Origin of the sequence: Amycolatopsis sp. NPDC088138, from assembly GCF_044741685.1 — a bacterium.
Taxonomy (GTDB): Bacteria; Actinomycetota; Actinomycetes; order Mycobacteriales; family Pseudonocardiaceae; genus Amycolatopsis.
Genome location: NZ_JBIUTB010000012.1, coordinates 112,831 through 138,537, shown reverse-complemented (window position 1 = coordinate 138,537; position 25,707 = coordinate 112,831). Strand labels below are relative to the sequence as shown.

Sequence of the window (25,707 nt, the reverse complement as noted above, 5' to 3'; positions counted from 1 at the left end):
TCACCAGGACACCAAGCAGAACGGGTGCCCGGCGGGGTCGGCGAAGACGCGGAACCGCTCGCCGCCCTTGAGCGGACTCGCCCCGAGCGCCAGCACCTGCTCCTGGGCGACGTCGAGGTCCTCGACCCGCACGTCGAAGTGCATCTGCTGCGGCGGGTCACCCTCGGGCCACCCGGGCGCGCGCAGGCCGGGCACCCGCGCGAAGGCCACCCCGGGGCGGTCCGGCGCGTCCCCGATGACGACGAAGTCCTCGCCGTCCTGCACCCGGACCATGCCGAGCAGCTCCTGGTAGAACGCCGCGAGGGCGCCCGGGTCGGGACAGTCGAGGACGAGGCCGTGCCAGGTTCCGATCATGCGGCCCATGATGCCCGGGAGGTCCGACAAAACGGGCGAGGCTAGTGTATACAGTATCCTGTAGGCTACGCTGTCGGCATGTATTCAGTCACCGACCCCGCGACGGGTGAGCTGGTCGAGGAAATCCCGAACGCGACCGACGACGAGGTGCGCGCCGCGATCGGGCGGGTGCACGGCGGATACCAGGCCTGGCGGCGCCGGCCGGTCGCCGAGCGGGCCGCGATCGTCCTGCGGGCCGCGGAGCTGTTCGCCGAACGCGCCGACGAGCTGGCCGCGATCATGACCCTCGAAATGGGGAAGCGGATCAACGAAGGCCGCGGCGAGGTGGGCGTCGTCGTCGACATCTTCCGGTACTACGGCGAACGCGGCCCGGAGCTGCTCGCGGACGAGCCGCTGCCGATCCGCGGCGGTGAGGCCGTGCTCACCAAGGAGCCGATCGGCGCGCTGCTCGGCGTCATGCCGTGGAACTTCCCGTGTTACCAGGTCGCGCGGTTCGTCGCGCCGAACCTGGTGCTGGGCAACACGATCCTGCTCAAGCACGCGTCGATCTGCCCGCGCTCGGCCGAGGCGATCGAGCGGGTGCTGCGGGACGCCGGCGTGCCCGAAGACGCCTACGTGAACGTCTTCGCCTCCAGCAGGCAGGTGCCGTGGATGCTCGCCGACCCGCGCATCCAGGGCGTCTCGCTGACCGGCAGCGAGCAGGCCGGGATCTCCGTCGCGGCCGAGGCCGGGCGGAACCTCAAGAAGTGCGTCCTGGAGCTGGGCGGGTCCGACCCGCTGATCGTGCTGGACACCGACGACCTGGACGAGACGGTGAAGGTCACCGCGACCGCCCGGATGCGCAACTGCGGCCAGTCCTGCAACGCGCCCAAGCGGATGATCGTGCTGGGCGAGCTCTACGACGAGTTCGTCGACCGGCTGGCCAAGCGCGTCACGGAGTACTTCGTACCGGGCGACCCGGCGGACCCGGCGACGACCCTGCCCCCGCTGGCCTCGATCGCGGCGGCCGACGAGGTCGCCGCCCAGGTCGAGACGGCGATCCGCGAAGGCGCGACGCTGCGCGCGGGCGGCCACCGCGTCCCCGGCCCGGGCGCCTTCCTGGAGGCCACGGTCCTCACCGACGTGACACCGGAAATGGCGGCCTACCACGAGGAGATCTTCGGCCCGGTGGTCCTGGTGTTCCGCGCGGAGACGGAAGAGGAGGCGATCGCCCTGGCCAACGACACGCCGTTCGGCCTGGGCGCGAGCGTCTTCGGCACCGACCGCGCCCGCACGACCAGGGTGGCGAGGTCGATCGAGGCGGGCATGGTCTACCTGAACAAGTCAGGCGGCTCGGAGGCGGATCTCCCGTTCGGCGGGATCAAGCGCTCGGGCATCGGCCGGGAGCTGGGTGCGCTGGGCATCGAGGAGTTCATGAACAAGAAACCGATACGCCTCTGACCTGCTGTTTTGTTGCGTTTGGCTCCGCCAGGCCGTCGTCAGGCCGTCTCGGAATCCTGGGCCGTCTGCGGTCGGCGGGGCTTGAACACGCGGTTGGTCGCCGCGCGAGCCCGCTTACGGCTCGACCTGAATATCCACGACTCCATCATGCTTCGGATCAAGCATGCTTTATCCGAAGCAGATTCGCCCTATTACTCCTAGTCCTGCAACGGCAGTTTGTGGCGTCGGTAGTGACTGGTGCCCGGTTTGGCGTAGGCGGCGCTGGCTCCAGGCCGACTCTAAGCGGAGCTGTTGCTGATTGGCACATCGATGGCGTCCCGTGCAACCACGATCCCGTCCTTGATGACGTAACACTCGACGACGTGCTCGCCGCGGAAGCGAGTTTCCTCGTGCCGAGCGTTGCCGAAACTGTTGGGTGAGATGATTTCTCCGCGAATGTTGTTCCGACGCTCGGCCTCGTCTCCGCGGTTCAACACCTTCCACTTCACGACATACGGGTACGCGATGTTGCACTCGGTGATGGTGAAGTCGAGTCCCTTGTTCGGGAGCAGCAAGGTCTTATTCTTGAGCATCTCCCGAAGTGACGCCGTTCGCCATCCGTTCTGCGTGACCTTGCAGTCGATCTCGAGCGACTCGCTGATGTCGACGGGGTATTGGTTCTCAATGAACTCCTCGGTGTCTTTGAACGAGCGGGCGGACTTGCTGACCTGCAGCGGAACTGCCGACCCAAACACCTCGCGCCATTTCTTGTTCGCGGAGGCTTTGCCAGCTTTGTCGATGGCATCGAGGCAGCGGTTGTACGCCTTCTTCGCTTTCGGCTGGAACCGCTTCTTCACGTTCACCCGCTGGTTGCTGCCCAGCGCGAGGTAATAGTCCTTGTCCGGCTCGTTCATGAGGAACTCGAAGAAGTCCCTGACCATGAGGTCGAACCAGAGGCTTCCCTTGTCGTCATACTCGGACGTGGTCGAGAAGAACCGGTGGACGAGCGTGTCGATGAGCAGGCCACCCATGGCCACGCCGTTCGTGTCCTTCCACGCCCGGGCCATCCGCGCGAGGTGGCGCATGTTCGTCGATGTACGGTCGTTGCAGCCCTTCGTCGCAGTGATCTCCGCGCGCGGCTTGGTGACCTTCCAGCTCTTGGCCTTCGTGTCGGGGTAGTCGAAACTGCCATCGCTGTTCTCGAAGGCCGGCTGCACCTCGAACTTGAACTTGTTGCTCGTGAACTGCACACGCACGACGCACTGGTCGACGCGTATGCCGGTGTTCGGGTACCGCGCGGTCAGATCCTTCCGAACACGGTCGAGCATTCTCCGTGGACCCGTCTCGCTGCTGTAGTTCGAGCGGAGACCAGCCGGGAGGACGTAGATCATGTCCAGGTCCGATACGCCGCGGATCGCAGTGTGCCGGCCGTAGGAGCCGACCATGAGCCGATTCGCCGTAGACCCCTCGACCGACCGGAAGTCCTTATTCAACGCCTTCGTGATCTCGTCGCGCCGTGCGGCGATGGTGGTGCTGGTTTCGCCGACTTTCAGATTCTCGAGCAGAGCGTCAAAGATCTCGTCTACCTTCATCGTCCCGACTCGTCTTCATTGAGACGGAGCGTCTCTGGGAGGAACAGGTCGATCTCGTGCGAGGTGAAGGTCAGCTCCTCGTTGATCTTGAGCCCGTCCTGCGCCCGACCGTAGGCTTTGGACGTGGTCCTGGGCGCGTCGGCGTAAGCCGCACGCGTGGCCTCTTGAAGCTCGTCGCGGCGCGCACGAGCATCCGCAGGCACCGTCGCGCCAGACATCAGGTCGGTGATCAGCGACATGTACGACTCGCGTACGTCCCACAGCCGCGAGGCGACTCTGCGGTGGGCCTCAGACTCCTCGCTGAACTTGAAGCTCTTGGAGGCGAGGCTCAGCGCGCTCACGACGAGGGCGATGAACGAGGTCGCGAGGCTGGTCACGACCTGATTGCCCAGCGTGCCGAGCACGGACGCGAGAAACGTGCCGGTGCTAACTGCCGTGAAGGCAACCAGCACGCCTTGCTGCCACCGGTATCGCCTAAAGCAGATGTCCGCCTGCTTCTCGTGGGTCTTGTGGCTGTAGACCACCCGGCCGAACGCCTCGCGGACCTGCGCGAGCAGGTATTCCTCTTGTCTCGCCTTAGCTGCTGACTCTGTCGCCACTTCTTCTCCACTGCGTACTCGACCAAGAGGTGCACCCAGGCAGGTTCCTCCCAGGCTGTTGATGCCGTGGAAGAGCGACGGTCACTGAGCGTTCGCTGTACTTGGGTTCAAGTATGGCTGGGACCACCGACACTCTAGATGCTGCAACGGCACTTCGGCGTGTCGTTGAGAGTCTGATGTCCTTCTAGCGGCGGCAATCACCGTGTGGTGGTGCCGAATTAGGCTCTATGGGATCAAGGCGCGCCGCCAGCGGCGGCGCGCACGTCACCGCCCGTACGGCGGGCCCGCCTCACAGGCGACATGGACGGCCTGCCGCTCCGCTTCGGCCGCCGGTCGCCGAGCGGGTCCGCCGATGGTGCAAGACCGCGTAGCGCGCCGCCTCGGTAACCTAGGCTGATTACCTCCGGATCGATCTCGCACCTCCATCGAGGCAGGGGCGCGCTGATCGATTGACGAGCGCTGGTCAGTCCAGAATCTCGATGGCTACTTGGCTATTGCCGGGGTAGCCCCCGAAGTCAACAACCCCGTACCAGTGGCCGGCAGTCGGAGTGGCGAGTACGACCGACGACTTGTTTGCGTGCCCGCCGTAGGACTTGTACGAACGCCCAGCCTTATAGGCGGCGAAGTCGCTCGCCGTGAGGAGATGTACGTTCATCGCGTCGCCGGAGATGGTGAACTTGATCCGGTCGCCCGCGGTGCGGACGCCGAGGTCCTTGTATAGGAATTTCATGGTGCGCCACCGTGCTGATCAAGATCGAACTCATGTTCGATGCTAATACCAGTCCAGCACGGAAGCTGGCTGAAGCAAGCGAGGCACGCCGAGGTGGCCAAATCTGACCTGATCGGGTGACATTGGGCAGGTAGGGGTTCTGGCGTGGTCGTGCTGGAGCGCCGATTCAGGGCGGGCAAGCTCCGTCGTCAGCGATCGTTTAACACCGGAGGACCGCCATCAAGGGCGCCTGCGGCGTCGCTACGCGATGGACGCAAGCGTCTACCCTTGACACCGGCCTCTGAGGGTGAGCCGGCGGCGCTCTCGGTCGATGCCGGTGACGACGACCGTGACCTCGGCACCGGCCTCGGGCTGGGGTTCTGCCGGTGTCCGCGGCGGGACCAGCCCCTCGATTCCGTCGGCGACCTCGACGAAGGTGCCGATCGGGGACAGCGCGGTGACGACTCCGCGCAGTTCGCTGCCCACCGTGGTGACCTCGGCGAACGCCGGGAACGGATCCGCCTGTATCGCCCGCAAGGACATCCTGGCCTCGAGGTTCCAGGTGTCGAACTGGAGGAACTCACCCGAGACGCGCTGTCCGGCTTGCACGATCTCGGTGGCGGCCTCGAACCGCCGCCAGGACAGCTCGGGATAGGTGACGAACCCGACCCCGGGGAAGACCGGGTGGCGGGGGCCCTCGTCCAGCGCCACGAACACGCCGAACCGTTCGATCGCCGCGACGGTGCCGGAAAGCACCTCGCCGCTGCGCAGCGCCGCCAGGAACGCCCAGAGCTCGGGGTGCTCGGACTGCCCGCCCATCACGCCCCCAGTCTGTCACGGGAGCACTGGGCCGGGCGGACCAGCGAACGCAACCCGCGCGGCGGTGTCGATCACCGCTTGATCGACTATCGTTCCCTCATGACGCTGGAGATCACCGGCGGCCGGGGCGGATGGCCCGGATCTTTCGCCGTGGGAACGGAAAACGCTCGCTGGACCCGGCTGTGCACGGGCGGCTCGGTCACGTTCGGCCACCTCGTCGGCGACGACTACCGCACGCCCCGGGTGTGGAGCGGGCACGGGCTCGGGCTGCCGGAAGCCGACCTCGCCGGGTTCGCCGTCCAGCTGGCCAAGGTGATGAAGCACCACGCGTACTGGATCGCGCGCGCCGAAAACCCGGATCGCCGGGCCGGTGACGCGACGCGCTGGTCCCCCGGCCGCTACGACGACGAAGACGCCTTCGTCTACTTCGCCGGGCCGTGCACGCACGGCGACCGGCTGCCGGGTTACCACCCCGCCGCCGCGTTCACGATCGCGCTCCCCCACGTCCGCGGGCTGCGGATCCGGGTGGCGGCCTACCTCGCGGCGTTGTGAGACGCGCGTTCCGGGCGGGAGTGATCGCCGCCGTGGTGAGCGGGATTCCCTCCACCGCCCACGCCTTGCTGACGCACGGTGACGTCCTCGCCGCGACACGCGCGGCCGGCACCCTGCTGCCCGGGCGGCGCGACCGGCCCGGCGTCGCCGCCGGGCTGGTCGCGCACGTCGGTGTCTCGGCCCTCTGGACCGTCGCGCTGACCTTCGCCGCCCGCCGCTGCGAACTCGGCGTCACCCGCGGTGCCGTGGCCGGGCTGGCCATCGCGGCGCTCGATCTCGGGATCGTCGCGAGGGCCTACCCGGCGGTGCGCACACTTCCCCGCGTTCCGCAGGTGTTCGACCACGTGGTCTTCGGCGCCGTCCTCTGTGGACTGCTCCACAGTGGACGATAGGTCAGGCCACGACCTGGACCACGTCACCCGGGTGCAGCGAGTTGTAGAACGTCACCGCGTCCGCGTGCGAAAGGTGCACGCAGCCGTGGGACTTCACCTTCAGGCTGCCCTGGTGGAACGCGACCCCGGTGTTCGTGAAGAACACCGAATACGGCATCGGCCCGTTGAACTGCTTGCTGTAGTGGTCGATGTCCTTGTACTGCACGTGGAACGTCCCGAGCGGGGTCGGGTACTTCGCGAGCCCGACCGTGATCGGGACCCCGCCGTGCGTGACGTTCCCGGCGCCGTCCGTCAACCACGCCGTGTTCGTACTGCGCTGGACGCAGGCTTTCGCTTCGGCACTGCACGGCGTTGAAGCCGCTTCCGCCGTCCCGGCGAGCACCACCGTGCCCGCCATGGCGGCGATCCCGCCCAGTACCGCGATCATCCTCCGGTTCATCGTGTGCCTCCCGCTGTCGTTCGGCTACAGGAGGTAAGGTGCCCCGTTTCCCGATCTTCGAATCACCCCGAAGATCATTGGAACGGATCAGTTCTGCGGCTGGGACAGCCCGAGGAACTCGTTCTGCTCGCGGTCGTAGCGCTGGGTCAGGCCGTTGCCGTAGCGGTCCCACCAGTTCGCCGTGTGGCCACCCTGGTGGGTGGTCGTGCCGCCGTAGACCTGACGGTCGTACTCGATGCGGGCGTCGTGGAACTCCTGCTGGAACTGCTCGGGCGTCAGGCCCTGCGCGTGCTGGACGGCCGCGTCGCTGAGCGTGCCCGAGCTGCGCACGATGTCGTCGCCCGCCATGTGGTTGACGATCGCGCGGACGCCGCCGGCCCCGCGCATGTGCGCGCCGGACATGATCGCGGCCTGCGTGCCGGGGTCGGTGAAGTTGAGCGCGCCGGCCGTGCGGGCGTTCGCGGTCATCAGGTCGCTGACGACGGCGCGCTCCTCGGCGCTGCCCTGCCCGTACTGCTCACGCGCGGCGATGATCTGGTCGTAGCCGTTGTGCATGTTCTGCCGGAACCCGTAGGCCTCGGGCACCCCGCCCTGCTCGCCCGTGGCGCCTTCGGACGCCATGATCGAGTCGACGACCCGCGGGTCGAGCTGCGGCGGGGCCGCCGCGGCCGCCGCCCCGCCACCGCCGGTGGCGACCTGCGCGGTCTGCGTGCCGCCGCCGTAGCCCCGCGCGACGTCGGCGTCCGCGGCGTTGTAGCCGTTCGCGGCCGTCTGGACGTTCTGGTTGACGTTCCCGATCAGGCTGAGGAACTTCTGCAGCGCGCTGCCGAGCTGCGAGTGCAGCGCCGAGTTCGCGGCGGCGACCCCGCTGCCGATCCCGGCGAACGACATGGCGTCCAGCACCAGGCCTTCGAGGTCGCGCGTGGTCGACAGGAACGACGACCCGACGTCTTCGACCGCCTTGACGACCGTCCCCATCTCCGTCGTTTCGGCGTGGTACGCCCCGGCACTCATGGTCTGCTCCCTCCGGCAAGCGGGCTTCCGCGTCGAGAATTCACCACCCCGCCGCGACGGCACACGGCCGAATTACCCACTGCCGGACCGGCACCTGTCGTTCATCTTCAGTTCACCTCCAGGTCGTCTTGCCGGGTACTTCACCAGTCACGCGACGCAGGGAGGCCCTTCATGAGCACACCCACGCTGGACACCATCGCTTCCGAGCAGCTGGACCTGCAGCTCTCGGTGGTGGAGGACCGATTGGCCCACGACTACACCGCCGTGAGCAGCAGTTCCGTCCACAACCTCGTCGAACGCGAGCGGTCCCGCTTCGCCGACGCGCGCATCCACGTCTTCGTCCCGATCCTGGTCGAGCGAGCGGTCCGCGCCACGCTGGCCGCGCCCGCCAAGCACCGGCGCGACTGACCGCTCCGGCGCTAAGGTCGGTGGCAGACCGGCTGCGCGAGGAGCGACGATGAACGACAAGCCCGGGGACGACCCGAACGTGGTGGACGGCGAGATCGTCGACGACACGCCCACCGCCGCCCTCGCACTGCCGTCACCGGCCCTGCCGGACCCGGACTACAGCGAGGGCGGCGTCCCCAGCTTCGACTTCGTCCGGGACAAGATCGAAGGCCGGTACACGACGTCGCTCGGCGCGCAGGACGTGGCCGGGCTGGGCACGGAGAACACGACCGAGGCCCTCGACAAGAAGATCGCCGACCGCGACCAGGCGGCGAAGGACAGGCTGGCCGAGATCCGCCGCTCGATGCGCGGCGAGTAGCTCAGCTTTCGCGCGCGGCGTCCGCGCCGCATTCCGGGGCGTCACCGCCCCGCAGGAAGTGCGCGGCGGCGAACCCGGTGTGCCCGTTCGCGGTGCCGTGCAGCCACCGGTCGTCGCCGGACACGGCCGTTCCGTGGAGCCAGCAGTCCGCCTGGAACGTCACCCCCTCGCCGAGCCAGCCGACGCGCCGGCACGTCGAGGCCGCGCAGGAGCGGACGTTGAGCCCGCTGCCGGCGGTACCGACGACCCGGTAGGCGCTCGGCGTGGTGCGCGTGAGCCGGTCGCCGGTCGGCACGGGAGCCGGAGAGGTCTGGCCGGGCGTCCCGGCCGGCCCCTCGGTGAGCCCGTTGCCCAGCAGGAGCGCGAGCAGGCCGGCGACCACCGCGGTGACGGCCAGCACCCGGGCCAGAGCCCCGGGTCTCAAAACGACAAGCATGGTGGGTCCTTTCCGCTCGGTGCCGTCCGCCGGGCGAGGCCCTCACCCCTGTCGTCGTCCCTTGGTGCGTCCTTCCGTCCGGGGATCCGGGCCTGCCGCCGGCTTGTGTTGCAAGTGTCACTCCGGGATAGATGGTTTTGCAATTCCCAAAGCGAGATCCCATAGTGGGCTACCCGAACGGCGCAACCCAGGTCTCGATTGAGTCGTCGACCCCGCGACGCCCTAGCGAACCTCGCCAGAGGGGGTGTAGGTCCCACCTCAAGGCATCGAAGGGAGTAGCGTGGCCCCTCGATGGGAAACCCACTCACCGGATCCCATCACGGACAGCCCGTTGCGCACTGCCAGAACGAAGGTCCCATGGCCCCCACCCAAGGTCCCATCGTGCCGCGACGCCGGATCGCGGACACGCTCAGGCGGCTGCGCGACGAGTCCGGCCGGACCCTCGAAGAGGTGGCCGAGACGCTGCTGATCTCGACGTCGAAGCTGTCCCGGCTGGAGAACGCGCAGGGCAGCCCGCAGCCCCGGGACGTCCGCGACCTGATCCAGTTCTACGGGATCGAGAACACCCAGCTCGCCGACCGGCTGGGGCGCTGGGTCCGGTCGTCGCAGCGCAAGGCCTGGTGGACCGACTACTCCCAGACCACGGCCACGCCGGGACTCGACGCCCACCTCGCGTACGAGTCCGAGGCCACGGTGGCGCGGATCTACACGATCCCGCTGCTGCCGGTGCTCCTGCAGACCCCGGAGTACGCCCGCGCGCAGTACTCCTCCCACGAGCCCTGGTGGTCGGCCGAAGAGGTCGAGCAGCTCGTCGAGCTGCGGGAGCGGCGCAAGGACGCGCTCTCCGAACGCGAGGGCATCGCGCCGCTGAAACTGGTCGCCGTGACCCACGAGAGCGCGCTCCGGCAACTCGTCGGGTCGCCGGAGATCATGCGGGCCCAGCTGGACCACCTGGTCGAACGGTCGACCGAGCCGAACATCGAGCTGCGCGTGTTCCCCTTCAGCCACCCCCCGCTGTTCTCGATGGGCTGCATGTACGCCTACTTCGAGTTCGAGGACGAGCTCGACCGCGACATCGTGCACATCGAGACGCACGCGGGGTTCCGGCACATCGAAACGGCCGTGACGGTCGGGTACTACCGCGGCTACCACGACGCACTGGTGGCCGCCTCGCTCGAACCCGGCGAGAGCCGCACCCTCATCCGCGCCGTCCAGGCCCAGCAGTTCGGCTGAGTTCTCCCCCTTTCCGGCCGCAGGTCCCCCATTTCCCCTTTCACGTTGGGAAGAACGCATGGCTCTCGACCTTCCCGGTCCCGTCGGCGAGGAGCTCCACCTCCGCCGGAAGCAGCTGGACACCGACGGCTACCTCGTCGTCTCCGACGACGAGCTCGGGCTCCCCGGCACCCGGCTCCGGAACCACCTGCTCCGCACGTACTTCACGCCCGACGTGCTCCGCTGCTACCCCGGCGACATCCCCGCCGACCGCGAGCGGGCCCGTGACGTCGTCGAGTACCACTGGCACGGCGAGGGTCCCGACCTGTCCGAGCACACCGAGATCGCGATCGAGGGCCGAGGCGGCCGGCCCGAGCGGCGGGAGTACGCGCGGACCCCGGTGGTGCACGACGCGCTGTTCGCGGCGTGGATCCGCGCCGCGCTGAACCTCGTGCCGGACGGCAGGCGGCGGGTCCGCGGCACCTTCGGCGTCAACATCTTCCGGACCTTCACGAACGTCGTGACCCGGCCGCACGCTGACGGCGAGGAGTACGTGTTCGTCTACGTCGTCGACCGGCAGGGCGACGGGGCGGAGACCACGCTGTTCCGCCCCGAGGACCCGCGCACTCCGGTCCACCGCCGGCAGCTCGCGCCCGGCCAGCTCATCGTGTTCGAAGACGCCCGGTTCCTGCACACGGCCAGCCCGCTCGTCGACCCGCCCGGCGGGCGCGCCCGCCGGGACGCGCTGGTGTGCACTGTGGACTATCCCGAGACCTACCGGGTCGCCTGACGCTCAGCCGAAGATCGCCGCGGGATCGCCGGTGTACCAAGCGTTTTCGATGACGACGCGGCGCAGCACCCAGCGGCCGCCGTCGCGCACGAGATCCACGTCGTAGCGGTTCTTCAGCAGCGCGTGGGTGTCGTGGGCGGGGCTCAGCAGGTGCTGCGCCTCCACCATCGCGGTCAGGTGCGCGGTGTCGCCGTCGACGGTGACGCGCGGGTTGGTCACCTGGTGGGTCGTGTCGACGCGGCCCTCGAAGAGCGTGAGGATCGTGTCGACGATGGCGTCCCGGCCGGTCAGCACCGGGGGCGCCGCGCCCCAGCGCGCGGCCGCCGGCCGGAAGTCGACCTCGGCGTCGGCGGCGAACGCCGACGCGAACAGCGCCCGGTCCTTCAGGTCCTGGCCGAGGCCGAAGCGGTACAGGGCGTCGACGATCTCGACGCGGTCGTGGAGTTCGGAAGTGGTGGTCACGCACCCCAGGCTGGTTCCGCCCACGACGGTGATCAACGCGCTTCTGTGCCACGATCGTGAAGTGGGGATGAACGATGTGCCGGAGCGACGTGAGGTGGAATCGTTCCTGACGCTCGCCGACGAGCTGCACTTCGGCCGGACGGCCGAGCGGCTGCACGTGTCGACCGCGCAGGTCAGCCAGACGATCCGGAAGCTCGAACGGCGGGTCGGCGTGCCGTTGTTCGCCCGGACCAGCCGCCGGGTCGAGCTGACACCGGTCGGCCGTCAGCTGCTGGCCGACCTGGCGCCCGCGTGGTCGGCGGTCGGGACGGCGCTCGGCCGGGCGGTCGAGGCGGGCCGCGGGGTGACGGGCACGCTGCGGGTCGCGTTCGGCGACGCGGCGGGCGGCCAGCTGCTGGCCGGGGTGGCCGAGCTGTTCCGGACCCGGCAGCCGGGCTGCCGGGTCGAGTTCCGCGAGGTCCGGCCGGCCGAGGTGCTGCCGTGGCTGCGGGGCGGCGAGGTCGACGTCGTGCTGGCCGGCCTCCCGCTCGACGCGCCGGGCCTGGTCACCGGTCCGGTCCTGGTGCGGGAGCGGCGTTTCCTCGCGATGGCCGCGGACCACCCGTTCGCGCGGCGTGCGTCGGTGCCGGTCGCGGACCTGGCCCGGGTGACGGTGCTGCGCTGCACGCTGCCGGACCCGTGGCTCGACGAGCACGCGCCGGCGGCGGTGACCCGGCCGGCGTCCGGGCTTCAGGAGCTGCTGACGTCGGCGGGCGCGGGTGAGGGGGTGCTGCCGGTCGGCGCCCACATCCGGCGCTACTACCCGCGGCCCGACCTGGCGTACGTCCCGCTCGACGGCGCGCCGCGGCTGGAGTGGGCCCTGGTCCGGCGCGCCGACGCCGTGACGGCCCGGCTCCGCGCGTTCACCGAAGCGGCGGCCGACCTGGTGCGCGAACCCGCCTGACACAGCCCAAGTCCGTAAACAGGGGTCAGCGGGCTTGGGCTTGCAGCCAGCGCATCTCCACCGGCTGGCTGGCCGCGATCGCGGCCAGGCGGTCCGGGTACACCGGGACCCGCCGGTCGAGACCGCTCAGGCGCACCACCCGGCTGACCGCCGTGCCCGGGGGGACGATCAGGCAGCCGTCGATGCCGCGGTCCCGGCAGAGGTCGAACGCCTCCAGCAGGCCCGCCGCGCCGCGGGCCGACAGGAAGCCCAGCTCGCCGAGGTCCACCGCCAGCAGGTGCGGGCCCGGCAGTTCGCAGATCGCGGCTTCGAGCACCGTCGTCCAGCGGACCACCGTCGCGATGTCGAGCTCCCCGCCCACTTCGACGACCAGGACGCCGCTGGTGCGCTCCGGAGCGATGTCGTGCATCGCGCCTCCTCCCCAAGGCCGGGGCCCGGCCCCGGGGTCATGGTCTCGCACCGCTGCCGCGTTATCGCTGCGTGGGAATCGGAACCCGCCGAAGTCAACCCGGATGGCCGTATCCGGTGCGGCCATCCGGGTCAGTGTCCATTGTGGATCACTCGGCCAAGCGCTCCAGCCACTCCTGCATCAGGGTCAGTTCGGCGGCCGACAGCCCGGCCGGTGCTTCCTTGCGCAGCTGGGCGCCGAGGGTCGTCGCCGTGGCGGCCACTCCCCCGGCGGGCTCCGCCGGTTCGCCGGCCAGGATGCCCGCGAACACGCTCTCCCGGACGCGCACCGAGAAGCCGGTGTCCGGGTAGAGGGCCGGGCGGGTGATCATCGACAGCGCGACCCCGGCGTTGGCCGCCATGACCATCTGCGCGGCGACCGGCGGCGCGACCGCGAGCCGTCCCGCGGCCGCGCAGCGCCCGAGCACCTCGAGCAGCAGGCTGTGCGCCTCGGCCGCGGCGTTCGGCGGCGTCGAGAGGCCGGAGTACATCAGCCGGTAGTAGTTCGGGTTCTCCAGCGCGAACGCGACGTGGTTGTCCCAGCCGTCCCGCAGGTCGCGCACCGGGTCGTCGGACGCCTCCGCGGCCCGCTTCCCGGCGAGGTACTTCTCGAAGCCGTGGTCGACGACCGCGGACATCAGGCCCTCTTTGTCGCCGAACTGCCGGTAGAGCGCGGGCGCGCCGACCCCGGCCGCCTCGCAGACCGCCCGCGTCGAGAAGTCGGCCTCGGCCGACCGCGACAGCAGGTCGGCGGCCGCTTCCAGAATCCGCGTTCGCAAGTCCACGGCAACGACGTTACCAGCGGTTATCGTCGTTATCAAGCAGACGGTAGCGCCGATCCGGTCAACGTGTTAGCGTCGATTACGTCAGCAAGTAAGCGCCGATACCGAAGGACGTCACCATGCCGTTCGCCAACTTCAAGGTCCCCGCCGGCACACTCACCGCCGAACAAAAAACGCTGATCGTCACCCGCACCACCGAGCTCTACGCCGAGATCTACGGCGACCGCGCCCGCGCGAACACGATGGTGCTGGTCGAGGAGGTCGCCGACGGCGGCTGGGGCATCGGCGGCGGCGTGCTCACCCTCGCCGAGCTCCAGGCCGGCTGACGTCAGGCTTCCGTAATCCCCGCGTGGAATCATCGGCTGACGACAGAAGTTGTACCGGTGGTAGCACCGCACGAGGAGAAGGAGTGACGCCGTGAGCACGTCAACCGAAAGGGCCGTCCTGGCCGGCGGCTGCTTCTGGGGAATGCAGGAGCTGTTCCGCCGTCTGCCCGGGGTGATCTCGACCCGGGTCGGTTACAGCGGCGGTGACGTCCCCAACGCCACCTACCGCAACCACGGCACGCACGCCGAGGCGATCGAGGTGATCTACGACCCCGCGAAGACCACGTTCCGCGACCTGCTCGAGTTCTTCTTCCAGGTGCACGACCCGACGACGAAGAACCGCCAGGGCAACGACATCGGCCTGAGCTACCGCTCGGCGATCTACTTCGAGAACGACGAGCAGAAGCGGGTCGCCGAGGACACGATCGCCGACGTCGAGGCGTCCGGGCTGTGGCCGGGCAAGGTCGTCACCGAGGTCGCCCCGGTGGGTGATTTCTGGGAGGCCGAGCCGGAGCACCAGGACTACCTCCAGCGCATCCCGAACGGGTACACGTGCCACTTCGTGCGCCCGGGCTGGAAGCTCCCGAAGCGCGAGACGACCGCCTGATACAACCGCACCACCTCAAGGCCCCTTCGCCATTCCCGGCGAAGGGGCCTTCGTCGTTTCCACGGCGGGAAAGATCACCCGAACGGCGGTGAGCCGACGTCAGTCCTCAATGGACGATCAAGTGACAGAATCCCAAAGGCGGCTATTGTCCTTTTTGGGAAGTATCGCCATATGTCAATAAGACCGTACGTTAGTCGCTTGTTCACGAGCCCTCGGCACCGGATTCTGATTTCCGTTCCACAGCACCACCTCTCGTCCCCTTGATCCGGCCCGGCCTCGAACCCGGGCCTGATTCACCCTGCCCTGAGGAGATCCCTCGATGGAACTGAGACGTCCTGTCGTCTTGGCAGCAACCGGCGTCCTCGTCGGCGCGCTCTGCATCACCGGCACCGCACAGGCGCAACCCACCCCGACCGCTGTCCCGAGTGCCCAGGCCCAGGCCGTCTCCGCGGCCGCCGGTCTCGTAGCGAGCAGGCCGGCCGCGCTGCACGCCAGCTCGGACGACGTTTTCCAGGCCCAGAAAGCGATTTCCTCGACGAACGGCCTGCAGTACATCCCCTACGAGCGCAGCTACAAGGGCCTGCCCGTGGTGGGTGGCGACTTCGTCGTCGCGACCAACTCGACGGGCCAGGTGCTCGGCACCTCCGTCGCGCAGGACCAGACCATCAACCTCGGCTCGACCACCGCGAAGGTGACCGGGGCCGCGGCCGAGGCCACCGCCCGGCAGCAGCTGCCCTCCGTGGACAGTGTGAGCCCCGCCCAGCAGGTCGTCTACGCGCTCGGTTCGCCGGCGCTGGCCTGGAAGAGCACCGTCGTCGGCCGCGACGCCGAAGGCCCGAGCCGGCTCGACGTCATCGTCGACGCCGCCTCCGGCAAGGTGCTCAAGACGCAGGAACACGTCATGAACGGTGACGGCACCAGCGCCTACAATAAGCCGAACCCGGTGCACCTCGACACCACGCACTCGGGCAGCACCTACACCCTGAAGGACCCGGCCATCACCAACACGTCCTGCCAGGACGCGGCCAGCAACACCACCTTCAGCGGTCCGGACGACGCCTGGGGCAACGGCAACGCCACCAGCCGCGAAACCGGCTGCGTCGACTCGCTCTTCGCCGCCCAGACCGAGAACAAGATGCTCTCGCAGTGGCTGGGCCGCAACGGCTTCGACGGCAGCGGCGGCGGCTGGCCGATCCGCGTGGGCCTGAACGACGAGAACGCCTACTACGACGGCACCCAGGTCCAGATCGGCCACAACACGCAGAACCAGTGGATCGGCTCGATCGACGTCGTCGCGCACGAGCACGGCCACGGCATCGACGACCACACCCCCGGCGGCATCTCCGGCGCGGGCACGCAGGAGTTCGTCGCGGACGTCTTCGGCGCTTCGACCGAGTGGTTCGCGAACGAGCCCTCGGGCGGCGACGTGCCGGACTTCCTCGTCGGCGAGTCGGTCAACCTGGTCGGCTCCGGCCCGATCCGCAACATGTACAACCCGTCGGCGCTGGGCGACAAGAACTGCTACGACAGCTCCGTCCCCAACGGTGAGGTCCACGCCTCGGCCGGCCCCGGCAACCACTGGTTCTACCTGCTGGCCGAAGGCACCAACCCGACCAACGGGCAGCCGACCAGCACCACGTGCAACAGCTCCAGCGTCACCGGCATCGGTGTCCAGAACGCGGTGAAGATCTTCTACAACGCGATGCTGCTCAAGACCTCCGGCAGCTCGTACCTGAAGTACCGCACCTGGACGCTGACCGCGGCGAAGAACCTCTTCCCGGGCAGCTGCACCGAGTTCAACACCGTCAAGGCCGCGTGGGACGCCATCTCGGTGCCGGCGCAGTCGGGTGACCCGACGTGCTCGGCGACCGGCACCGTCACCGTGTCCAACCCGGGCAACCAGTCGACCGTCACCGGCACCGCGGTGAACCTGCCGCTGTCGGCCTCGGGCGGCACCTCGCCGTACTCCTGGACCGCCACCGGCCTCCCGGCAGGCCTGTCGATCAACGCCTCCACCGGCACGATCTCGGGCACCGCGACCACCGCGGGCACCTCGAACGTCACGGTGACGGCGAAGGACGCGGCCAACAAGACCGGCACGGCGTCGTTCTCCTGGACCGTCGGCACCACCACCGGCTGCTCCGGCCAGAAGATCGTCAACGGCGGTTACGAGTCGGGCTCCGCGAACTGGACCGGCACCACCGGTGCCATCGGCCAGTGGGCGTCTTCGGGTCAGGCCGCGCACGGCGGCACCTACTCCGCCTACCTCGACGGCTACGGCACCACGCACACGGAGTCCGTCGCGCAGTCGGTGAGCGTCCCGGCGGGCTGCCACGCCAGCCTGACGTTCTACGTGCACATCGACACCGCGGAAACGACCACCACCACGGCCTACGACAAGCTGACCGTCACCAACGGCAGCGCGACGCTGGGCAGCTACTCCAACCTGAACAAGGCGACCGGGTACGCGCTCAAGACGATCGACGTCTCGTCGGCCGCCGGCGGCACCCTCGCGCTGAAGTTCACCGGCACCGAGGACAGCTCGCTGCAGACCTCGTTCGTCATCGACGACGTGGCCGTGACCCTGAGCTGAAACCGCTGAATCCGCTGAATCCGCACTGAGAAGGCGGGGAATCCGGGAAATCCCGGGTTCCCCGCCTTTTCGTTTTCCCGCCGCGGGCGGGCACAATCGGGCGCATGGACACCGAAGAGCTGCGAGCGACCCAGGCCCCGCTGAAGGACAAGTACCGCGACGCACCGGAAAGCGCGCTCGTCACCCTGCACGCCGACGCCGAGCTCGACGGCCTCGGCATCTCGTGCAAGGTCGAGACGGGCCGCGCGGTCGTCGAAGCCGGATTGCACCCGGCCACCGGTGGTGACGGCACCCTCGCCTGCTCGGGCGACATGCTCCTGGAGGCGCTCGTGGCGTGCGCCGGGGTGACGTTGCGGGCGGTCGCGACGTCGCTGGGGCTGGAGGTGCGCGGCGGGCGCGTCCGTGCCGAAGGTGACCTCGACTTCCGCGGCACGCTCGCCGTCGCGAAGGACGCGCCGGTCGGCTTCCGCGCGATCCGGCTGTCGTTCGACCTCGACACCGACGCTTCCGAAGAGCAGCTGGCGACCCTCAAGAAGCTCACCGAGCGGTACTGCGTGGTGTTCCAGTCACTGCGGACGCCGCCGGAGTTCGCCGTGACGCTCTCGGCGAACTGACCCCTCTCAGGGAGAAACCCGGAGGACAAAGCGGACAGGGTGGCTTAGCTTGGCGGTGTCACCGGAAGGGGAGCCGCCATGTCACCACCGGATCCGGACGTCGCCGTCCAGGTACGCGGGTTAGTGAAGACCTATGGTTCGACCCGCGCGCTCGACGGCGTCGACCTCGAGATCCCGGCCGGGCGGGTGCTCGGCCTGCTCGGCCCGAACGGCGCCGGGAAGACCACGACCGTCCGGATCCTGACCACGCTGCTGCGCCCCGACTCGGGTGAGGCGTGGGTGGCGGGCCACGACGTCCTGGCCGAGCCGGACGCGGTGCGGCAGCGGATCGGGCTGTCCGGCCAGTACACGGCCGTCGACGAGAACCTCACCGGTTTCGAGAACCTCTACATGGTCGGGCGGCTCTACGGCCGGAAGAAGGGCCCGGCGCGAGCGCGGGCGCGGGAGCTGCTGGCGCGGTTCCAGCTCGAAGAGGCCGCCGACCGGCCGGCGAAGGGGTACTCGGGCGGCATGCGGCGACGGCTCGACCTGGCCGGTGCGCTGGTGGCCGAGCCGGCCGTCGTCGTCCTCGACGAGCCGACCACCGGCCTCGACCCGGGCGGGCGCCTCGACACCTGGGCGGTGATCAAGGAACTGGTCGCCGACGGCACCACCGTCCTGCTCACCACCCAGTACCTGGAGGAGGCCGACCAGCTGGCCGACTCGATCGTGGTGATCGACCACGGCAAGGTGATCGCGCGCGGTTCCGCCGACGAGCTCAAGGCCCAGATCGGCGGCGAGCGCCTGGAGCTGGTCGTCGCGTCGGCCGCGGACCTGCCCGCCACCCTCGAGGTGCTGCGCGCGGTCGGCTCCGGCGAGCCCACCGGGAACGACCACACGCGCCGGGCGGAGATCCTCGTCGACACCGGGCCGAAGGCGCTCATCGAGGCGCTGCGGCAGCTCGACGCGCACGGCATCACGGTGCAGGACGTCGCGCTGCACCGGCCGACACTCGACGACGTCTTCCTGTCCCTCACCGGGCACGGCGCCCAGGAGGCCACCGAATGAGCGCGATCGCCAAGGGCATCTCCGACGGCGGGATCATCACCTGGCGCAACCTGATGAACGTCCGGCGCAACCCGGACTGGCTGATGGCCGCGACGCTGCAGCCGATCATGTTCGTGCTGCTGTTCGCCTACGTCTTCGGCGACGCGATCGGCGGGGACGCGGGCGGCGCGGCCTACCGCGAGTTCCTCATCGCCGGGATCTTCGCCCAGACGGTGGCGTTCAACTCGGCGTTCACCGTGATCGGCTTCGCCAACGACCTGCAGAAGGGCATCATCGACCGGTTCCGCTCGCTGCCGATGTCCCGCATCGCGGTGGTGCTCGGCCGCACGACGTCGGACCTGGTGGTCAGCGTGGTGGCGCTGGTCGTGATGTCGCTGTGCGGGCTGATCGTCGGCTGGCGGATCCGCGGCAGCTTCCTCGACGCGGTGCTCGGCTACCTGGTGATGCTGATGTTCGCCTGGGCGCTGTCCTGGGTCGGCGCGCTGATCGGCCTCACGGCCCGCAGCGTCGAGGTGGCGCAGAGCGCCGGGCTGATCTGGATGTTCCCGCTGAGCTTCGTGTCGTCGGCGTTCGTCCCGACCGACAAGATGCCGCCGTTCCTCCGCGCGATCGCCGACTGGAACCCGTTCACGGCGGTGATCAACGCGACGCGCGATCTGTTCGGCAACCGCTTCGGCGCCGCGCCGACGGGCTGGCCCGCGGAACACGCGGCGCTGTACTCGATCCTGTGCTGCGTCGCGATCATCGCGGTGTTCGCGCCCCTGGCCACCGCCCGCTACCGCAAGGTGGCGAGCAAGTAGTCCTCAAAGGACGCTGGAAGCCCGAAAGCCTCGAACAGCCGGGGATCCTGGAACACGACGTTGTGCGCGATGCCGGCCGGCGTCACCGTCAGCACCTGCAGGGTGTGCAGGCGGTGGCCACCGTCGTCCGGGCAGTAGGCGGCGAGCGCGGGCTGCCCGTTCGCGGTGAGCGGGACCGCCCGCCAGGCGCCGGGGCGCATCGTGAAGACCCGGGCCATGAAGCGGCCGTAGTCCGCGCGCCCGGCGTACCAGAGCGGCACCGGCGGCATCTCGAGCACGGCGTCGCCGGTCAGCAGGGTGACGAGCGCGGGGACGTCGGCGGCCTCGAACGCGCGGACGTACCTCTCGACCGTCTCCCGGACGGCCCGGTCGCCGGGCTCGCGCAGCTCGTGCTCCCGGGGCGTGGCCGTGGCGAGCGCGGCGCGAGCCCGCTGCAGTGAGCTGTTGACGGACGCCGCCGACGTGTCCAGCTGCGTGGCGACCTCGGCCGCGCTGAACTGCAGGACGTCGCGCAGCAGCAGGACCGCCCGCTGGCGTGGCGGGAGCACCTGCACGGCGGCGACGAACGCGAGCCGCACCCCGGCGCGGGCCTGCGGGTCGCCGGTGTAGCGCTCGGGCAGCGGCTGCAGCCAGGGCACCTCGAAGTCCGGGACGAGCGGGACGTCCGGGTCGGTGCTCGCCGCGCCGAGCCCGGACGGCAGCGGCCGCCGCGCCCGGCCTTCGAGCGCGGTCAGGCAGACGTTGGTCGCGATGCGGTAGAGCCAGGTGCGCACGGACGCGCGCCGTTCGTCGTAGCGCTCACGCGCCTTCCACGCGCGCAGGAGCGTGTCCTGGGCCAGGTCCTCGGCGTCGTGCAGCGAACCGAGCATCCGGTAGCAGTGCACCACCAGCTCACGCCGGAACGGCTCGAAACCCGCGTCGGAGTCCACGCCCGAGATTGTGCCCCGGATCGCGATGAGTTTCGCGGAGGTCCCCGGTATGTACCCGTGACCGCACCCCATCGCGAAGGGAACACCATGAACGACGTCATCGTCATCCAGTTCACCACCCTCGACGGGGTCGTCGAGGACCCGGACGGCTCGGGCGGCACCACCGGCGGCGGCTGGGCGTTCCGGCACGGCCCGGAAGCCGTGGCCGGGGACAAGTTCAAGCTCGGCGCGCTGCTCGACACCGGCGTCCTGCTGCTGGGCCGGGGCACGTGGGAGCTGTTCTCGAAGCTGTGGCCTGCCCGGACGGACGACTTCTCGACGCGCATGAACCAGGCCGCCAAGCGGGTCGCTTCACGCACGCTCACCGACGTCGGCGCCTGGGAGAACTCGGCCCTGCTCACCGGGGACCTGCTCGGCGAGGTCCGGCGGCTGCGCGCAGAGCGCGACGTCGTCGTCATCGGCAGCACGAGCATCGTGCACACCCTGGCCGAGCACGGCCTGGTCGACGAATACCGCCTGCTCGTCTTCCCGGTCGTGCTCGGCTCCGGCCGCACGTGGTTCACCGGACCCGGTGATCTTCAGCCCGTCTCGGTGGAACCGAACGGCGCCGCCGCCCTGCTGCGCTACCGGACCTCTTGATCCTCTTCGGACAGTTCGACGATCGGGATCGACCGCTTCGCCTTCTCGCGGTGGTCGGCCAGGAACGGGTAGTGCTTCTCCAGCTCCGTCCAGGTGCGCACGTAGTCCGCGCCCAGCAGCGGCAGCGCCTCGGCCTCGAACGCGCGGCCGTCGACCTCCACCTTCACCCGGGAGTCGGCCGTCAGGTTCTGGTACCAGTCGGGGTCCTTCGGGGCTCCCACGTTCGAGGCGACCACCAGCATCCGCTCGCCGTCCCGGTGGAACATCATCGGGACGGTGCGCGGCTTGCCCGAGTTGCGGCCCGTCGTCGTCAGGAGCACGAGTCGTTCGCGGTGCATGCCGTCCACCTCCTCGCCCGCGCGGAACTGCTCGATCACGCGGCGGTTCGTCTTGCGCTGCCCCATGCTCAGCGGTCGTAGTAGCGGGTCGGCGGCTCCTGCTGCTGTTGCTGATCCCACTGCCGGGTCGGCGGCGGCTGCTGCGCCACCGGCGGCTGGTTCTGGGCCGGCCGGGCCGTCGAGCGGCGCCGGTGCAGGGTGCGCGCGCTCGCCGCCATGCTGCTCACGATCGCCGCGATCACCAGGCCGATCACCAGGTTGATCGCCGCCGTGGCGATCTTCGCGCTCGGTGCGACGCTCAGCGTCAGCGGCAGCACCACCGCGATCAGCGTCACCAGCACCATGATCCAGCCGAAGAACTGGGACGGCGCCGGCGTCGCCACGCTCAGCAGGTGCATCAGGCCGGTCGCCAGCAACGCCACCGCCGCGGCGACCAGTGCGTACGTCGTGGTGCTGGCGTTGCCCCAGACGCCTTCCCCTTTTGGGGCCAGCACTTCGACCTCGAAGATGCCGCGGGCGATCAGCAGCCCGACCACCGCGACCAGGGCCGCGACCACCGCTGTCGCCACGCCACCGGCCCACAGGCGGCGGGCGTCGATCCCCGGGCGGACGTCCTGGGGTGTGTTCCCGTAGTAGTCGGACATCACGGCCTTCCTCACGTCGGCTGGGCCTCTCGCGGTCGATTGTCCCCTCTTTCGGCCCGGCACGCGCGATTTGCGCTGGAGTGCACTCCAGGTCCTAGCGTCGGGAGCATGACCACCGCACAGCACAAGATCGGATCGGGCTTCGGCGCCGCCACCACCGCGGCGGAAGCCGTCGCGGGCATCGACCTCACCGGGAAGCTCGCCGTCGTCACCGGCGGTTACTCCGGCATCGGCCTGGAGGCGACCCGCGCGCTCACCGGCGCCGGCGCCCACGTCGTCGTCCCGGCCCGCCGCCGGGAGACCGCCGAGCAGGCCCTCGAAGGCCTGGCGAACGTCGAGGTCGACGAGCTGGACCTGGGTGACCTCGAGAGCGTCCGTGCGTTCGCCGACCGTTTCCTCGCCACCGGCCGCCGGATCGACCTGCTCGTCACCAACGCCGGGATCATGGCCTGCCCCGAGACCCGCGTCGGGCCGGGCTGGGAGGCCCAGTTCGCCACCAACCACCTCGGCCACTTCGCCCTGGTCAACCGGCTGTGGCCGGCCGTCGCCGACGGTGCGCGCGTGGTCGCGCTGTCCTCACGCGGCCACCACAACTCGCCGATCCGCTGGGACGACGTCATGTTCACCGAGGGCTACGAGAAGTGGGCCGCCTACGGCCAGGCCAAGACGGCCAACGTGCTCTTCGCCGTCCAGCTCGACAAGCTGGCGGCGGACAAGGGCGTCCACGCCTTCGCGCTGCACCCGGGCGGCATCATGACGCCACTGCAGCGGCACCTGTCGCGCGCGGAGATGGTCGAGCGGGGCTGGATGGACGAGAACGGCACGATGCTCGTCGAGTTCAAGACGCCGGAGCAGGGCGCGGCGACGACCGTCTGGGCCGCGACGTCACCCCAGCTGGCCGGGCTCGGCGGGCTGTACCTCGAGGACTGCGACGTCGCCGAGCTGTCCCCCGAGGACGCCGAGGGACTCGCCCCCTCGGGCGTCCGCCGCTACGCCGTCGACCCGGAGCAGGCCGAGCGGCTGTGGACCCTGTCGGCGCAGCTGACCGGAGTGGACGCTTTCGCGCGCTGACGCCGCGGTGTCCCGCCCGTGATCTCGCGCAGGTTTCCGGTTCACGGGATCGGGGTAGACAGCGGTCGTGGCCGACGAAGCGGGGTGCCCGGCGATGAGCGACGCGGACGAGGCCACGTGTGCTCACTACGCGCTGGGCGAATTCGCCGTGGTGCCCCAGGCACCGCTCGGGGACGAGCGGCCGCCGGCCACGCTCGCCGGGCGCTACGAGGTCGGCCGCCTGATCGGCAGCGGCGGCACGGCCCGCGTCTACCGCGCCTACGACCTGCGGCTCGACCGCCAGGTCGCCGTCAAGATCTACGACCGCGGCGCGGTGGCGCTCGACCAGCGCCGCCGGCTGCGCGAGATGAGCATCCAGGGCAGCATCGCCCACCCCGGCGTCGTCGCGCTGCACGACAGCGGCATCGAGCACGGCCGGACGTTCCTGGTGATGCAGCTCGTCGAGGGTGAGAACCTGGCGGAACGGCTGCTGGGCGGCCCGATGACCGCCGCCGAGGTGACGGTGCTGGCCACCGGGCTCACCGAAGCACTGGCCCACGTGCACGGCCTGCGGGTGGTCCACCGCGACCTCAAGCCGGCCAACATCTTCCTGGACGCGGACGGCCCGCTGATCGGCGACTTCGGCATCGCCCACGCGCTGGACACCACGCACATCACCGGCACCGGCGTCATCCCGGGCACCGCCGCCTACCTCGCGCCGGAGCAGGTCGGCGGCGAACCGGCCGGGCCCGCCGCGGACGTCTACGCGCTCGGCCTGATCCTGCTCGAATGCCTGACCGGCGAGCGGGAGTACCAGGGCACGATGATCGAGTCGGCCATGGCCCGGCTCGCCCGGCCGCCCCGGATCCCGGACGGCCTGCCCCCGGCGCTCGCCCACACCCTCCGCCGGATGACGCAGCGCGAGCCCGCGGACCGGCCGTCCGCCGCCGAGGTGCTGCGGCTGCTGCGCACCCCGCCCGCGACGCTCCCCTCGGCCGCGCCGGACGCCCGCCCGCCGAGGTGGCGCCGGGGCCGGGCACCAGCAGCGCCCGCCGCTGCGGCCGCACCGGACGCCCGCCCGCCGCGGCGGCGCCGGGCCATGGTGACCGCCACGCTGGCCACCGCGGCCGCCGCCACGGTCGCCGCCGTCCTGCTGGCCGCGCCGGAGGCCGGGACGGGCACCACCACGCCCGCCCAGCAGCCGGTGCCGGGGTCCACCGCGGCCGCGGCGCCCCCGCCGTCCTCGTCGTCGCCGCAGGAGGTGGCCGCGCCCGCCGCGACCGAGTCCGCCGACCTCGAGCCGGCCGCCGTGACGCACCACAACACGGCCCAGAACGCGCCCCAGCCGCCCAAGACGGTGAAACAGCACGGCAAGTCCGGGAAGAGCGGCCCGCCGCCGGGCAACGGGAAGGGCAAGGGGCCGGGCAGCGACTCCTGACGGGGCCTCCGGCCGGCGAAGCAGGGCCCAACGGCCCTACCGCCGGGAATGGCGGTGGAATAGTCCTTACACCGTCGGAATTCTCTTTTCCGAATTCGGACTCGAAGCAATAACGACCGGTAACCGAAGCGCCCCGCGGCCCGACAGAACCAGCGTGTGCCGCAGCGCGTGCCGAACACCCGCGTTTCGTGCCGGAACGACCGGTTCCACTACTTTTCCGGAGGTTGGGATGAGTGTCCACGCTGCCCTGGCGCGACCCGTTCTCGGATCGTCGCGCGGACGGCACGCCAAGCCCGCACCCTCGTGGCCGCGGGTCGTCGCCCGGACACTTTTCCTGGCCCTGGCCTTGATCTCGGCCGGTGTGGTCGTCGGCCTCGGCTGGCCGCCGGTGCTGCTCGTGGTGCCCGCCGCGGTGCTGGTGCTGCTCGTGGCGAGCGTCGCGAAACTGCGCACCGCGAGCGCGAAGATCGACACGATCTTCGCCGAAGAACTGTCCGCTCCCCGCGTGGCGGAAATTGATGTTGAAAGCGCCGTCGCGGCCGAGATCTCTTGACCGGAGATCATTTCCGCGAAACTGTTCCGGCTAACCGGCGTCCCGCCAGGGCTCGAAGGTGCGCAGCAGCATCTCGACCTGCGCCGGATCGGTGACCTCGGCTTCGACGCCGTCCGGCATCGCGATGATGAGGTGCGTGCCGCGCGCCGAGCAGCCGGTCACCGTCGCCGCCAGCACCGCCGCGGCACCGCCGTCGACCGCCGTGGCCATCGTCAGGTCCACGACCACGCGGCGGGCGTCGGCGGCGTAGGCCGCCTCCATCGCGCGGTGGTGGGCGGCGGCCACATCACCGTCGAACACCCCCTCGACGGCGAGGATGACCTCGTCTTCCAGTAACACGCTGTGCAGGGTCATCTCGCCTCCTGGCGACCGGTATTGCCCGACCACGTCCGGGTTTCGTTC

33 protein-coding genes are annotated in these 25,707 nt (G+C 70.0%); 18 read left to right on the top strand and 15 right to left on the bottom strand.

The window, feature by feature from the left end:
- Positions 1–354: a VOC family protein gene (locus tag ACIOD2_RS49185; protein ID WP_400553008.1), complete on the bottom strand. Its 354-nt coding sequence runs from the start codon at positions 352–354 to the stop codon at positions 1–3.
- A gap of 78 nt (positions 355–432) precedes the next feature.
- Here ACIOD2_RS49185 and ACIOD2_RS49180 point away from each other — a divergent pair, with 78 nt between their 5' ends.
- The gene (locus ACIOD2_RS49180; protein WP_400553007.1) at positions 433–1,794 is read left to right on the top strand and encodes an NAD-dependent succinate-semialdehyde dehydrogenase; all 1,362 of its coding nucleotides are present in this window, start codon (positions 433–435) and stop codon (positions 1,792–1,794) included.
- 278 nt (positions 1,795–2,072) lie between these two features.
- On the opposite strand, the gene ACIOD2_RS49175 is transcribed toward ACIOD2_RS49180, so the two are convergent.
- The 4 genes from ACIOD2_RS49175 to ACIOD2_RS49160 all read right to left on the bottom strand — a co-directional run bounded on the left by ACIOD2_RS49175 (position 2,073) and on the right by ACIOD2_RS49160 (position 5,492).
- Positions 2,073–3,365 carry a nucleotidyltransferase gene (locus ACIOD2_RS49175; RefSeq protein WP_400553006.1) on the bottom strand — a complete coding sequence of 431 codons (1,293 nt, stop codon included), beginning with the start codon at positions 3,363–3,365 and terminating at the stop codon, positions 2,073–2,075.
- Positions 3,362–3,964, bottom strand: coding sequence for an SLATT domain-containing protein (locus tag ACIOD2_RS49170; RefSeq protein WP_400553005.1), 603 nt, complete (start codon positions 3,962–3,964; stop codon positions 3,362–3,364). The genes ACIOD2_RS49175 and ACIOD2_RS49170 overlap by 4 nt, the downstream gene beginning before the upstream one ends.
- A 463-nt stretch (positions 3,965–4,427) precedes the next feature.
- Complete coding sequence (locus ACIOD2_RS49165) at positions 4,428–4,694, bottom strand: DUF1883 domain-containing protein (RefSeq protein ID WP_400553004.1); 267 nt, start codon at positions 4,692–4,694, stop codon at positions 4,428–4,430.
- Between the two features lie 261 nt (positions 4,695–4,955).
- The gene (locus tag ACIOD2_RS49160) at positions 4,956–5,492 is read right to left on the bottom strand and encodes a S1 RNA-binding domain-containing protein (RefSeq protein WP_400553067.1); all 537 of its coding nucleotides are present in this window, start codon (positions 5,490–5,492) and stop codon (positions 4,956–4,958) included.
- A 99-nt stretch (positions 5,493–5,591) separates the two neighbouring features.
- Here ACIOD2_RS49160 and ACIOD2_RS49155 point away from each other — a divergent pair, with 99 nt between their 5' ends.
- Complete coding sequence (locus ACIOD2_RS49155) at positions 5,592–6,044, top strand: hypothetical protein (protein ID WP_400553003.1); 453 nt, start codon at positions 5,592–5,594, stop codon at positions 6,042–6,044.
- Between the two features lie 35 nt (positions 6,045–6,079).
- Complete coding sequence (locus ACIOD2_RS49150; protein WP_400553002.1) at positions 6,080–6,436, top strand: hypothetical protein; 357 nt, start codon at positions 6,080–6,082, stop codon at positions 6,434–6,436.
- A 1-nt stretch (position 6,437) separates the two neighbouring features.
- Here the strand turns inward: ACIOD2_RS49150 and ACIOD2_RS49145 are convergent, their stop codons facing one another.
- Entirely contained in the window at positions 6,438–6,875 is a 438-nt protein-coding gene (locus ACIOD2_RS49145) for a L,D-transpeptidase (RefSeq protein WP_400553001.1), read from the bottom strand.
- A gap of 87 nt (positions 6,876–6,962) precedes the next feature.
- Complete coding sequence (locus tag ACIOD2_RS49140; protein ID WP_400552999.1) at positions 6,963–7,889, bottom strand: hypothetical protein; 927 nt, start codon at positions 7,887–7,889, stop codon at positions 6,963–6,965.
- A gap of 171 nt (positions 7,890–8,060) precedes the next feature.
- Between ACIOD2_RS49140 and ACIOD2_RS49135 the strand changes: the two genes are divergently transcribed.
- Both ACIOD2_RS49135 and ACIOD2_RS49130 read left to right on the top strand, forming a co-directional pair.
- The gene (locus ACIOD2_RS49135; RefSeq protein ID WP_392766259.1) at positions 8,061–8,297 is read left to right on the top strand and encodes a three-helix bundle dimerization domain-containing protein; all 237 of its coding nucleotides are present in this window, start codon (positions 8,061–8,063) and stop codon (positions 8,295–8,297) included.
- Between the two features lie 49 nt (positions 8,298–8,346).
- Positions 8,347–8,655, top strand: a complete 309-nt coding sequence (locus ACIOD2_RS49130; protein ID WP_400552998.1) for a hypothetical protein — start codon at positions 8,347–8,349, stop codon at positions 8,653–8,655.
- A gap of 1 nt (position 8,656) precedes the next feature.
- Here the strand turns inward: ACIOD2_RS49130 and ACIOD2_RS49125 are convergent, their stop codons facing one another.
- Positions 8,657–9,091 carry a hypothetical protein gene (locus tag ACIOD2_RS49125; protein ID WP_400552997.1) on the bottom strand — a complete coding sequence of 145 codons (435 nt, stop codon included), beginning with the start codon at positions 9,089–9,091 and terminating at the stop codon, positions 8,657–8,659.
- A gap of 381 nt (positions 9,092–9,472) precedes the next feature.
- On the opposite strand from ACIOD2_RS49125, the gene ACIOD2_RS49120 reads away from it, so the two are divergent.
- Both ACIOD2_RS49120 and ACIOD2_RS49115 read left to right on the top strand, forming a co-directional pair.
- The gene (locus ACIOD2_RS49120) at positions 9,473–10,324 is read left to right on the top strand and encodes a helix-turn-helix domain-containing protein (protein ID WP_400552996.1); all 852 of its coding nucleotides are present in this window, start codon (positions 9,473–9,475) and stop codon (positions 10,322–10,324) included.
- Positions 10,325–10,382: 58 nt separating this feature from the next.
- Complete coding sequence (locus tag ACIOD2_RS49115; protein WP_400552995.1) at positions 10,383–11,093, top strand: 2OG-Fe dioxygenase family protein; 711 nt, start codon at positions 10,383–10,385, stop codon at positions 11,091–11,093.
- A 3-nt stretch (positions 11,094–11,096) separates the two neighbouring features.
- Here ACIOD2_RS49115 and ACIOD2_RS49110 read toward each other — a convergent pair whose 3' ends face one another.
- Positions 11,097–11,555: a nuclear transport factor 2 family protein gene (locus tag ACIOD2_RS49110; RefSeq protein ID WP_400552994.1), complete on the bottom strand. Its 459-nt coding sequence runs from the start codon at positions 11,553–11,555 to the stop codon at positions 11,097–11,099.
- 67 nt (positions 11,556–11,622) lie between these two features.
- On the opposite strand from ACIOD2_RS49110, the gene ACIOD2_RS49105 reads away from it, so the two are divergent.
- Positions 11,623–12,498: a LysR family transcriptional regulator gene (locus ACIOD2_RS49105; protein ID WP_400552993.1), complete on the top strand. Its 876-nt coding sequence runs from the start codon at positions 11,623–11,625 to the stop codon at positions 12,496–12,498.
- Between the two features lie 25 nt (positions 12,499–12,523).
- On the opposite strand, the gene ACIOD2_RS49100 is transcribed toward ACIOD2_RS49105, so the two are convergent.
- Positions 12,524–12,907, bottom strand: coding sequence for an STAS domain-containing protein (locus ACIOD2_RS49100; protein WP_400552992.1), 384 nt, complete (start codon positions 12,905–12,907; stop codon positions 12,524–12,526).
- A 148-nt stretch (positions 12,908–13,055) separates the two neighbouring features.
- Positions 13,056–13,730: a TetR/AcrR family transcriptional regulator gene (locus ACIOD2_RS49095; RefSeq protein ID WP_400552991.1), complete on the bottom strand. Its 675-nt coding sequence runs from the start codon at positions 13,728–13,730 to the stop codon at positions 13,056–13,058.
- Positions 13,731–13,846: 116 nt separating this feature from the next.
- On the opposite strand from ACIOD2_RS49095, the gene ACIOD2_RS49090 reads away from it, so the two are divergent.
- The 6 genes from ACIOD2_RS49090 to ACIOD2_RS49065 all read left to right on the top strand — a co-directional run bounded on the left by ACIOD2_RS49090 (position 13,847) and on the right by ACIOD2_RS49065 (position 19,714).
- Complete coding sequence (locus ACIOD2_RS49090) at positions 13,847–14,053, top strand: tautomerase family protein (RefSeq protein ID WP_400552990.1); 207 nt, start codon at positions 13,847–13,849, stop codon at positions 14,051–14,053.
- Positions 14,054–14,144: 91 nt separating this feature from the next.
- Entirely contained in the window at positions 14,145–14,660 is a 516-nt protein-coding gene (gene msrA / locus ACIOD2_RS49085; protein WP_400552989.1) for a peptide-methionine (S)-S-oxide reductase MsrA, read from the top strand.
- Between the two features lie 319 nt (positions 14,661–14,979).
- Positions 14,980–17,253, top strand: a complete 2,274-nt coding sequence (locus ACIOD2_RS49080) for a M4 family metallopeptidase (protein ID WP_400552988.1) — start codon at positions 14,980–14,982, stop codon at positions 17,251–17,253.
- Positions 17,254–17,357: 104 nt separating this feature from the next.
- Positions 17,358–17,867, top strand: coding sequence for an OsmC family protein (locus tag ACIOD2_RS49075; RefSeq protein ID WP_400552987.1), 510 nt, complete (start codon positions 17,358–17,360; stop codon positions 17,865–17,867).
- Between the two features lie 78 nt (positions 17,868–17,945).
- Entirely contained in the window at positions 17,946–18,914 is a 969-nt protein-coding gene (locus ACIOD2_RS49070; protein WP_400552985.1) for an ATP-binding cassette domain-containing protein, read from the top strand.
- The gene (locus tag ACIOD2_RS49065; RefSeq protein ID WP_400552983.1) at positions 18,911–19,714 is read left to right on the top strand and encodes an ABC transporter permease; all 804 of its coding nucleotides are present in this window, start codon (positions 18,911–18,913) and stop codon (positions 19,712–19,714) included. The genes ACIOD2_RS49070 and ACIOD2_RS49065 overlap by 4 nt, the downstream gene beginning before the upstream one ends.
- On the opposite strand, the gene ACIOD2_RS49060 is transcribed toward ACIOD2_RS49065, so the two are convergent.
- Entirely contained in the window at positions 19,690–20,652 is a 963-nt protein-coding gene (locus ACIOD2_RS49060) for a sigma-70 family RNA polymerase sigma factor (RefSeq protein WP_400553066.1), read from the bottom strand. The genes ACIOD2_RS49065 and ACIOD2_RS49060 overlap by 25 nt on opposite strands.
- Positions 20,653–20,730: 78 nt before the next feature.
- Between ACIOD2_RS49060 and ACIOD2_RS49055 the strand changes: the two genes are divergently transcribed.
- On the top strand, positions 20,731–21,282 hold the full coding sequence (locus ACIOD2_RS49055; RefSeq protein ID WP_400552982.1) for a dihydrofolate reductase family protein: 552 nt from the start codon (positions 20,731–20,733) through the stop codon (positions 21,280–21,282).
- Here the strand turns inward: ACIOD2_RS49055 and ACIOD2_RS49050 are convergent.
- Both ACIOD2_RS49050 and ACIOD2_RS49045 read right to left on the bottom strand, forming a co-directional pair.
- Complete coding sequence (locus tag ACIOD2_RS49050) at positions 21,267–21,686, bottom strand: nitroreductase/quinone reductase family protein (protein ID WP_400552980.1); 420 nt, start codon at positions 21,684–21,686, stop codon at positions 21,267–21,269. The two genes, ACIOD2_RS49055 and ACIOD2_RS49050, sit on opposite strands and share 16 nt — an antisense overlap.
- A 2-nt stretch (positions 21,687–21,688) precedes the next feature.
- Complete coding sequence (locus ACIOD2_RS49045; protein WP_400552978.1) at positions 21,689–22,264, bottom strand: DUF6069 family protein; 576 nt, start codon at positions 22,262–22,264, stop codon at positions 21,689–21,691.
- A 108-nt stretch (positions 22,265–22,372) separates the two neighbouring features.
- On the opposite strand from ACIOD2_RS49045, the gene ACIOD2_RS49040 reads away from it, so the two are divergent.
- From ACIOD2_RS49040 to ACIOD2_RS49030, 3 genes are all read left to right on the top strand, one after another.
- Positions 22,373–23,335 carry an SDR family NAD(P)-dependent oxidoreductase gene (locus ACIOD2_RS49040; RefSeq protein ID WP_400552976.1) on the top strand — a complete coding sequence of 321 codons (963 nt, stop codon included), beginning with the start codon at positions 22,373–22,375 and terminating at the stop codon, positions 23,333–23,335.
- 67 nt (positions 23,336–23,402) lie between these two features.
- Positions 23,403–24,752 carry a serine/threonine-protein kinase gene (locus ACIOD2_RS49035; protein WP_400552974.1) on the top strand — a complete coding sequence of 450 codons (1,350 nt, stop codon included), beginning with the start codon at positions 23,403–23,405 and terminating at the stop codon, positions 24,750–24,752.
- 229 nt (positions 24,753–24,981) lie between these two features.
- The gene (locus ACIOD2_RS49030; protein WP_400552972.1) at positions 24,982–25,305 is read left to right on the top strand and encodes a hypothetical protein; all 324 of its coding nucleotides are present in this window, start codon (positions 24,982–24,984) and stop codon (positions 25,303–25,305) included.
- A 30-nt stretch (positions 25,306–25,335) separates the two neighbouring features.
- On the opposite strand, the gene ACIOD2_RS49025 is transcribed toward ACIOD2_RS49030, so the two are convergent.
- A complete protein-coding gene (locus ACIOD2_RS49025) occupies positions 25,336–25,659 on the bottom strand; it encodes an STAS domain-containing protein (protein WP_400552970.1) in 324 nt (107 codons plus the stop codon).
- Between the last annotated feature and the right edge of the window lie 48 nt (positions 25,660–25,707).

Bases quoted from the DNA above. Each gene is read 5' to 3' on its own strand.
- ACIOD2_RS49185 (WP_400553008.1), bottom strand. From the start codon at position 354: ATGATCGGAACCTGGCACGGCCTCGTCCTCGACTGTCCCGACCCGGGC.
- ACIOD2_RS49180 (WP_400553007.1), top strand. From the start codon at position 433: ATGTATTCAGTCACCGACCCCGCGACGGGTGAGCTGGTCGAGGAAATC.
- ACIOD2_RS49175 (WP_400553006.1), bottom strand. From the start codon at position 3,365: ATGAAGGTAGACGAGATCTTTGACGCTCTGCTCGAGAATCTGAAAGTC.
- ACIOD2_RS49165 (WP_400553004.1), bottom strand. From the start codon at position 4,694: ATGAAATTCCTATACAAGGACCTCGGCGTCCGCACCGCGGGCGACCGG.
- ACIOD2_RS49160 (WP_400553067.1), bottom strand. From the start codon at position 5,492: ATGGGCGGGCAGTCCGAGCACCCCGAGCTCTGGGCGTTCCTGGCGGCG.
- ACIOD2_RS49155 (WP_400553003.1), top strand. From the start codon at position 5,592: ATGACGCTGGAGATCACCGGCGGCCGGGGCGGATGGCCCGGATCTTTC.
- ACIOD2_RS49145 (WP_400553001.1), bottom strand. From the start codon at position 6,875: ATGAACCGGAGGATGATCGCGGTACTGGGCGGGATCGCCGCCATGGCG.
- ACIOD2_RS49140 (WP_400552999.1), bottom strand. From the start codon at position 7,889: ATGAGTGCCGGGGCGTACCACGCCGAAACGACGGAGATGGGGACGGTC.
- ACIOD2_RS49135 (WP_392766259.1), top strand. From the start codon at position 8,061: ATGAGCACACCCACGCTGGACACCATCGCTTCCGAGCAGCTGGACCTG.
- ACIOD2_RS49130 (WP_400552998.1), top strand. From the start codon at position 8,347: ATGAACGACAAGCCCGGGGACGACCCGAACGTGGTGGACGGCGAGATC.
- ACIOD2_RS49125 (WP_400552997.1), bottom strand. From the start codon at position 9,091: ATGCTTGTCGTTTTGAGACCCGGGGCTCTGGCCCGGGTGCTGGCCGTC.
- ACIOD2_RS49115 (WP_400552995.1), top strand. From the start codon at position 10,383: ATGGCTCTCGACCTTCCCGGTCCCGTCGGCGAGGAGCTCCACCTCCGC.
- ACIOD2_RS49105 (WP_400552993.1), top strand. From the start codon at position 11,623: ATGAACGATGTGCCGGAGCGACGTGAGGTGGAATCGTTCCTGACGCTC.
- ACIOD2_RS49100 (WP_400552992.1), bottom strand. From the start codon at position 12,907: ATGCACGACATCGCTCCGGAGCGCACCAGCGGCGTCCTGGTCGTCGAA.
- ACIOD2_RS49090 (WP_400552990.1), top strand. From the start codon at position 13,847: ATGCCGTTCGCCAACTTCAAGGTCCCCGCCGGCACACTCACCGCCGAA.
- ACIOD2_RS49080 (WP_400552988.1), top strand. From the start codon at position 14,980: ATGGAACTGAGACGTCCTGTCGTCTTGGCAGCAACCGGCGTCCTCGTC.
- ACIOD2_RS49075 (WP_400552987.1), top strand. From the start codon at position 17,358: ATGGACACCGAAGAGCTGCGAGCGACCCAGGCCCCGCTGAAGGACAAG.
- ACIOD2_RS49070 (WP_400552985.1), top strand. From the start codon at position 17,946: ATGTCACCACCGGATCCGGACGTCGCCGTCCAGGTACGCGGGTTAGTG.
- ACIOD2_RS49065 (WP_400552983.1), top strand. From the start codon at position 18,911: ATGAGCGCGATCGCCAAGGGCATCTCCGACGGCGGGATCATCACCTGG.
- ACIOD2_RS49055 (WP_400552982.1), top strand. From the start codon at position 20,731: ATGAACGACGTCATCGTCATCCAGTTCACCACCCTCGACGGGGTCGTC.
- ACIOD2_RS49050 (WP_400552980.1), bottom strand. From the start codon at position 21,686: ATGGGGCAGCGCAAGACGAACCGCCGCGTGATCGAGCAGTTCCGCGCG.
- ACIOD2_RS49045 (WP_400552978.1), bottom strand. From the start codon at position 22,264: ATGTCCGACTACTACGGGAACACACCCCAGGACGTCCGCCCGGGGATC.
- ACIOD2_RS49040 (WP_400552976.1), top strand. From the start codon at position 22,373: ATGACCACCGCACAGCACAAGATCGGATCGGGCTTCGGCGCCGCCACC.
- ACIOD2_RS49030 (WP_400552972.1), top strand. From the start codon at position 24,982: ATGAGTGTCCACGCTGCCCTGGCGCGACCCGTTCTCGGATCGTCGCGC.
- ACIOD2_RS49025 (WP_400552970.1), bottom strand. From the start codon at position 25,659: ATGACCCTGCACAGCGTGTTACTGGAAGACGAGGTCATCCTCGCCGTC.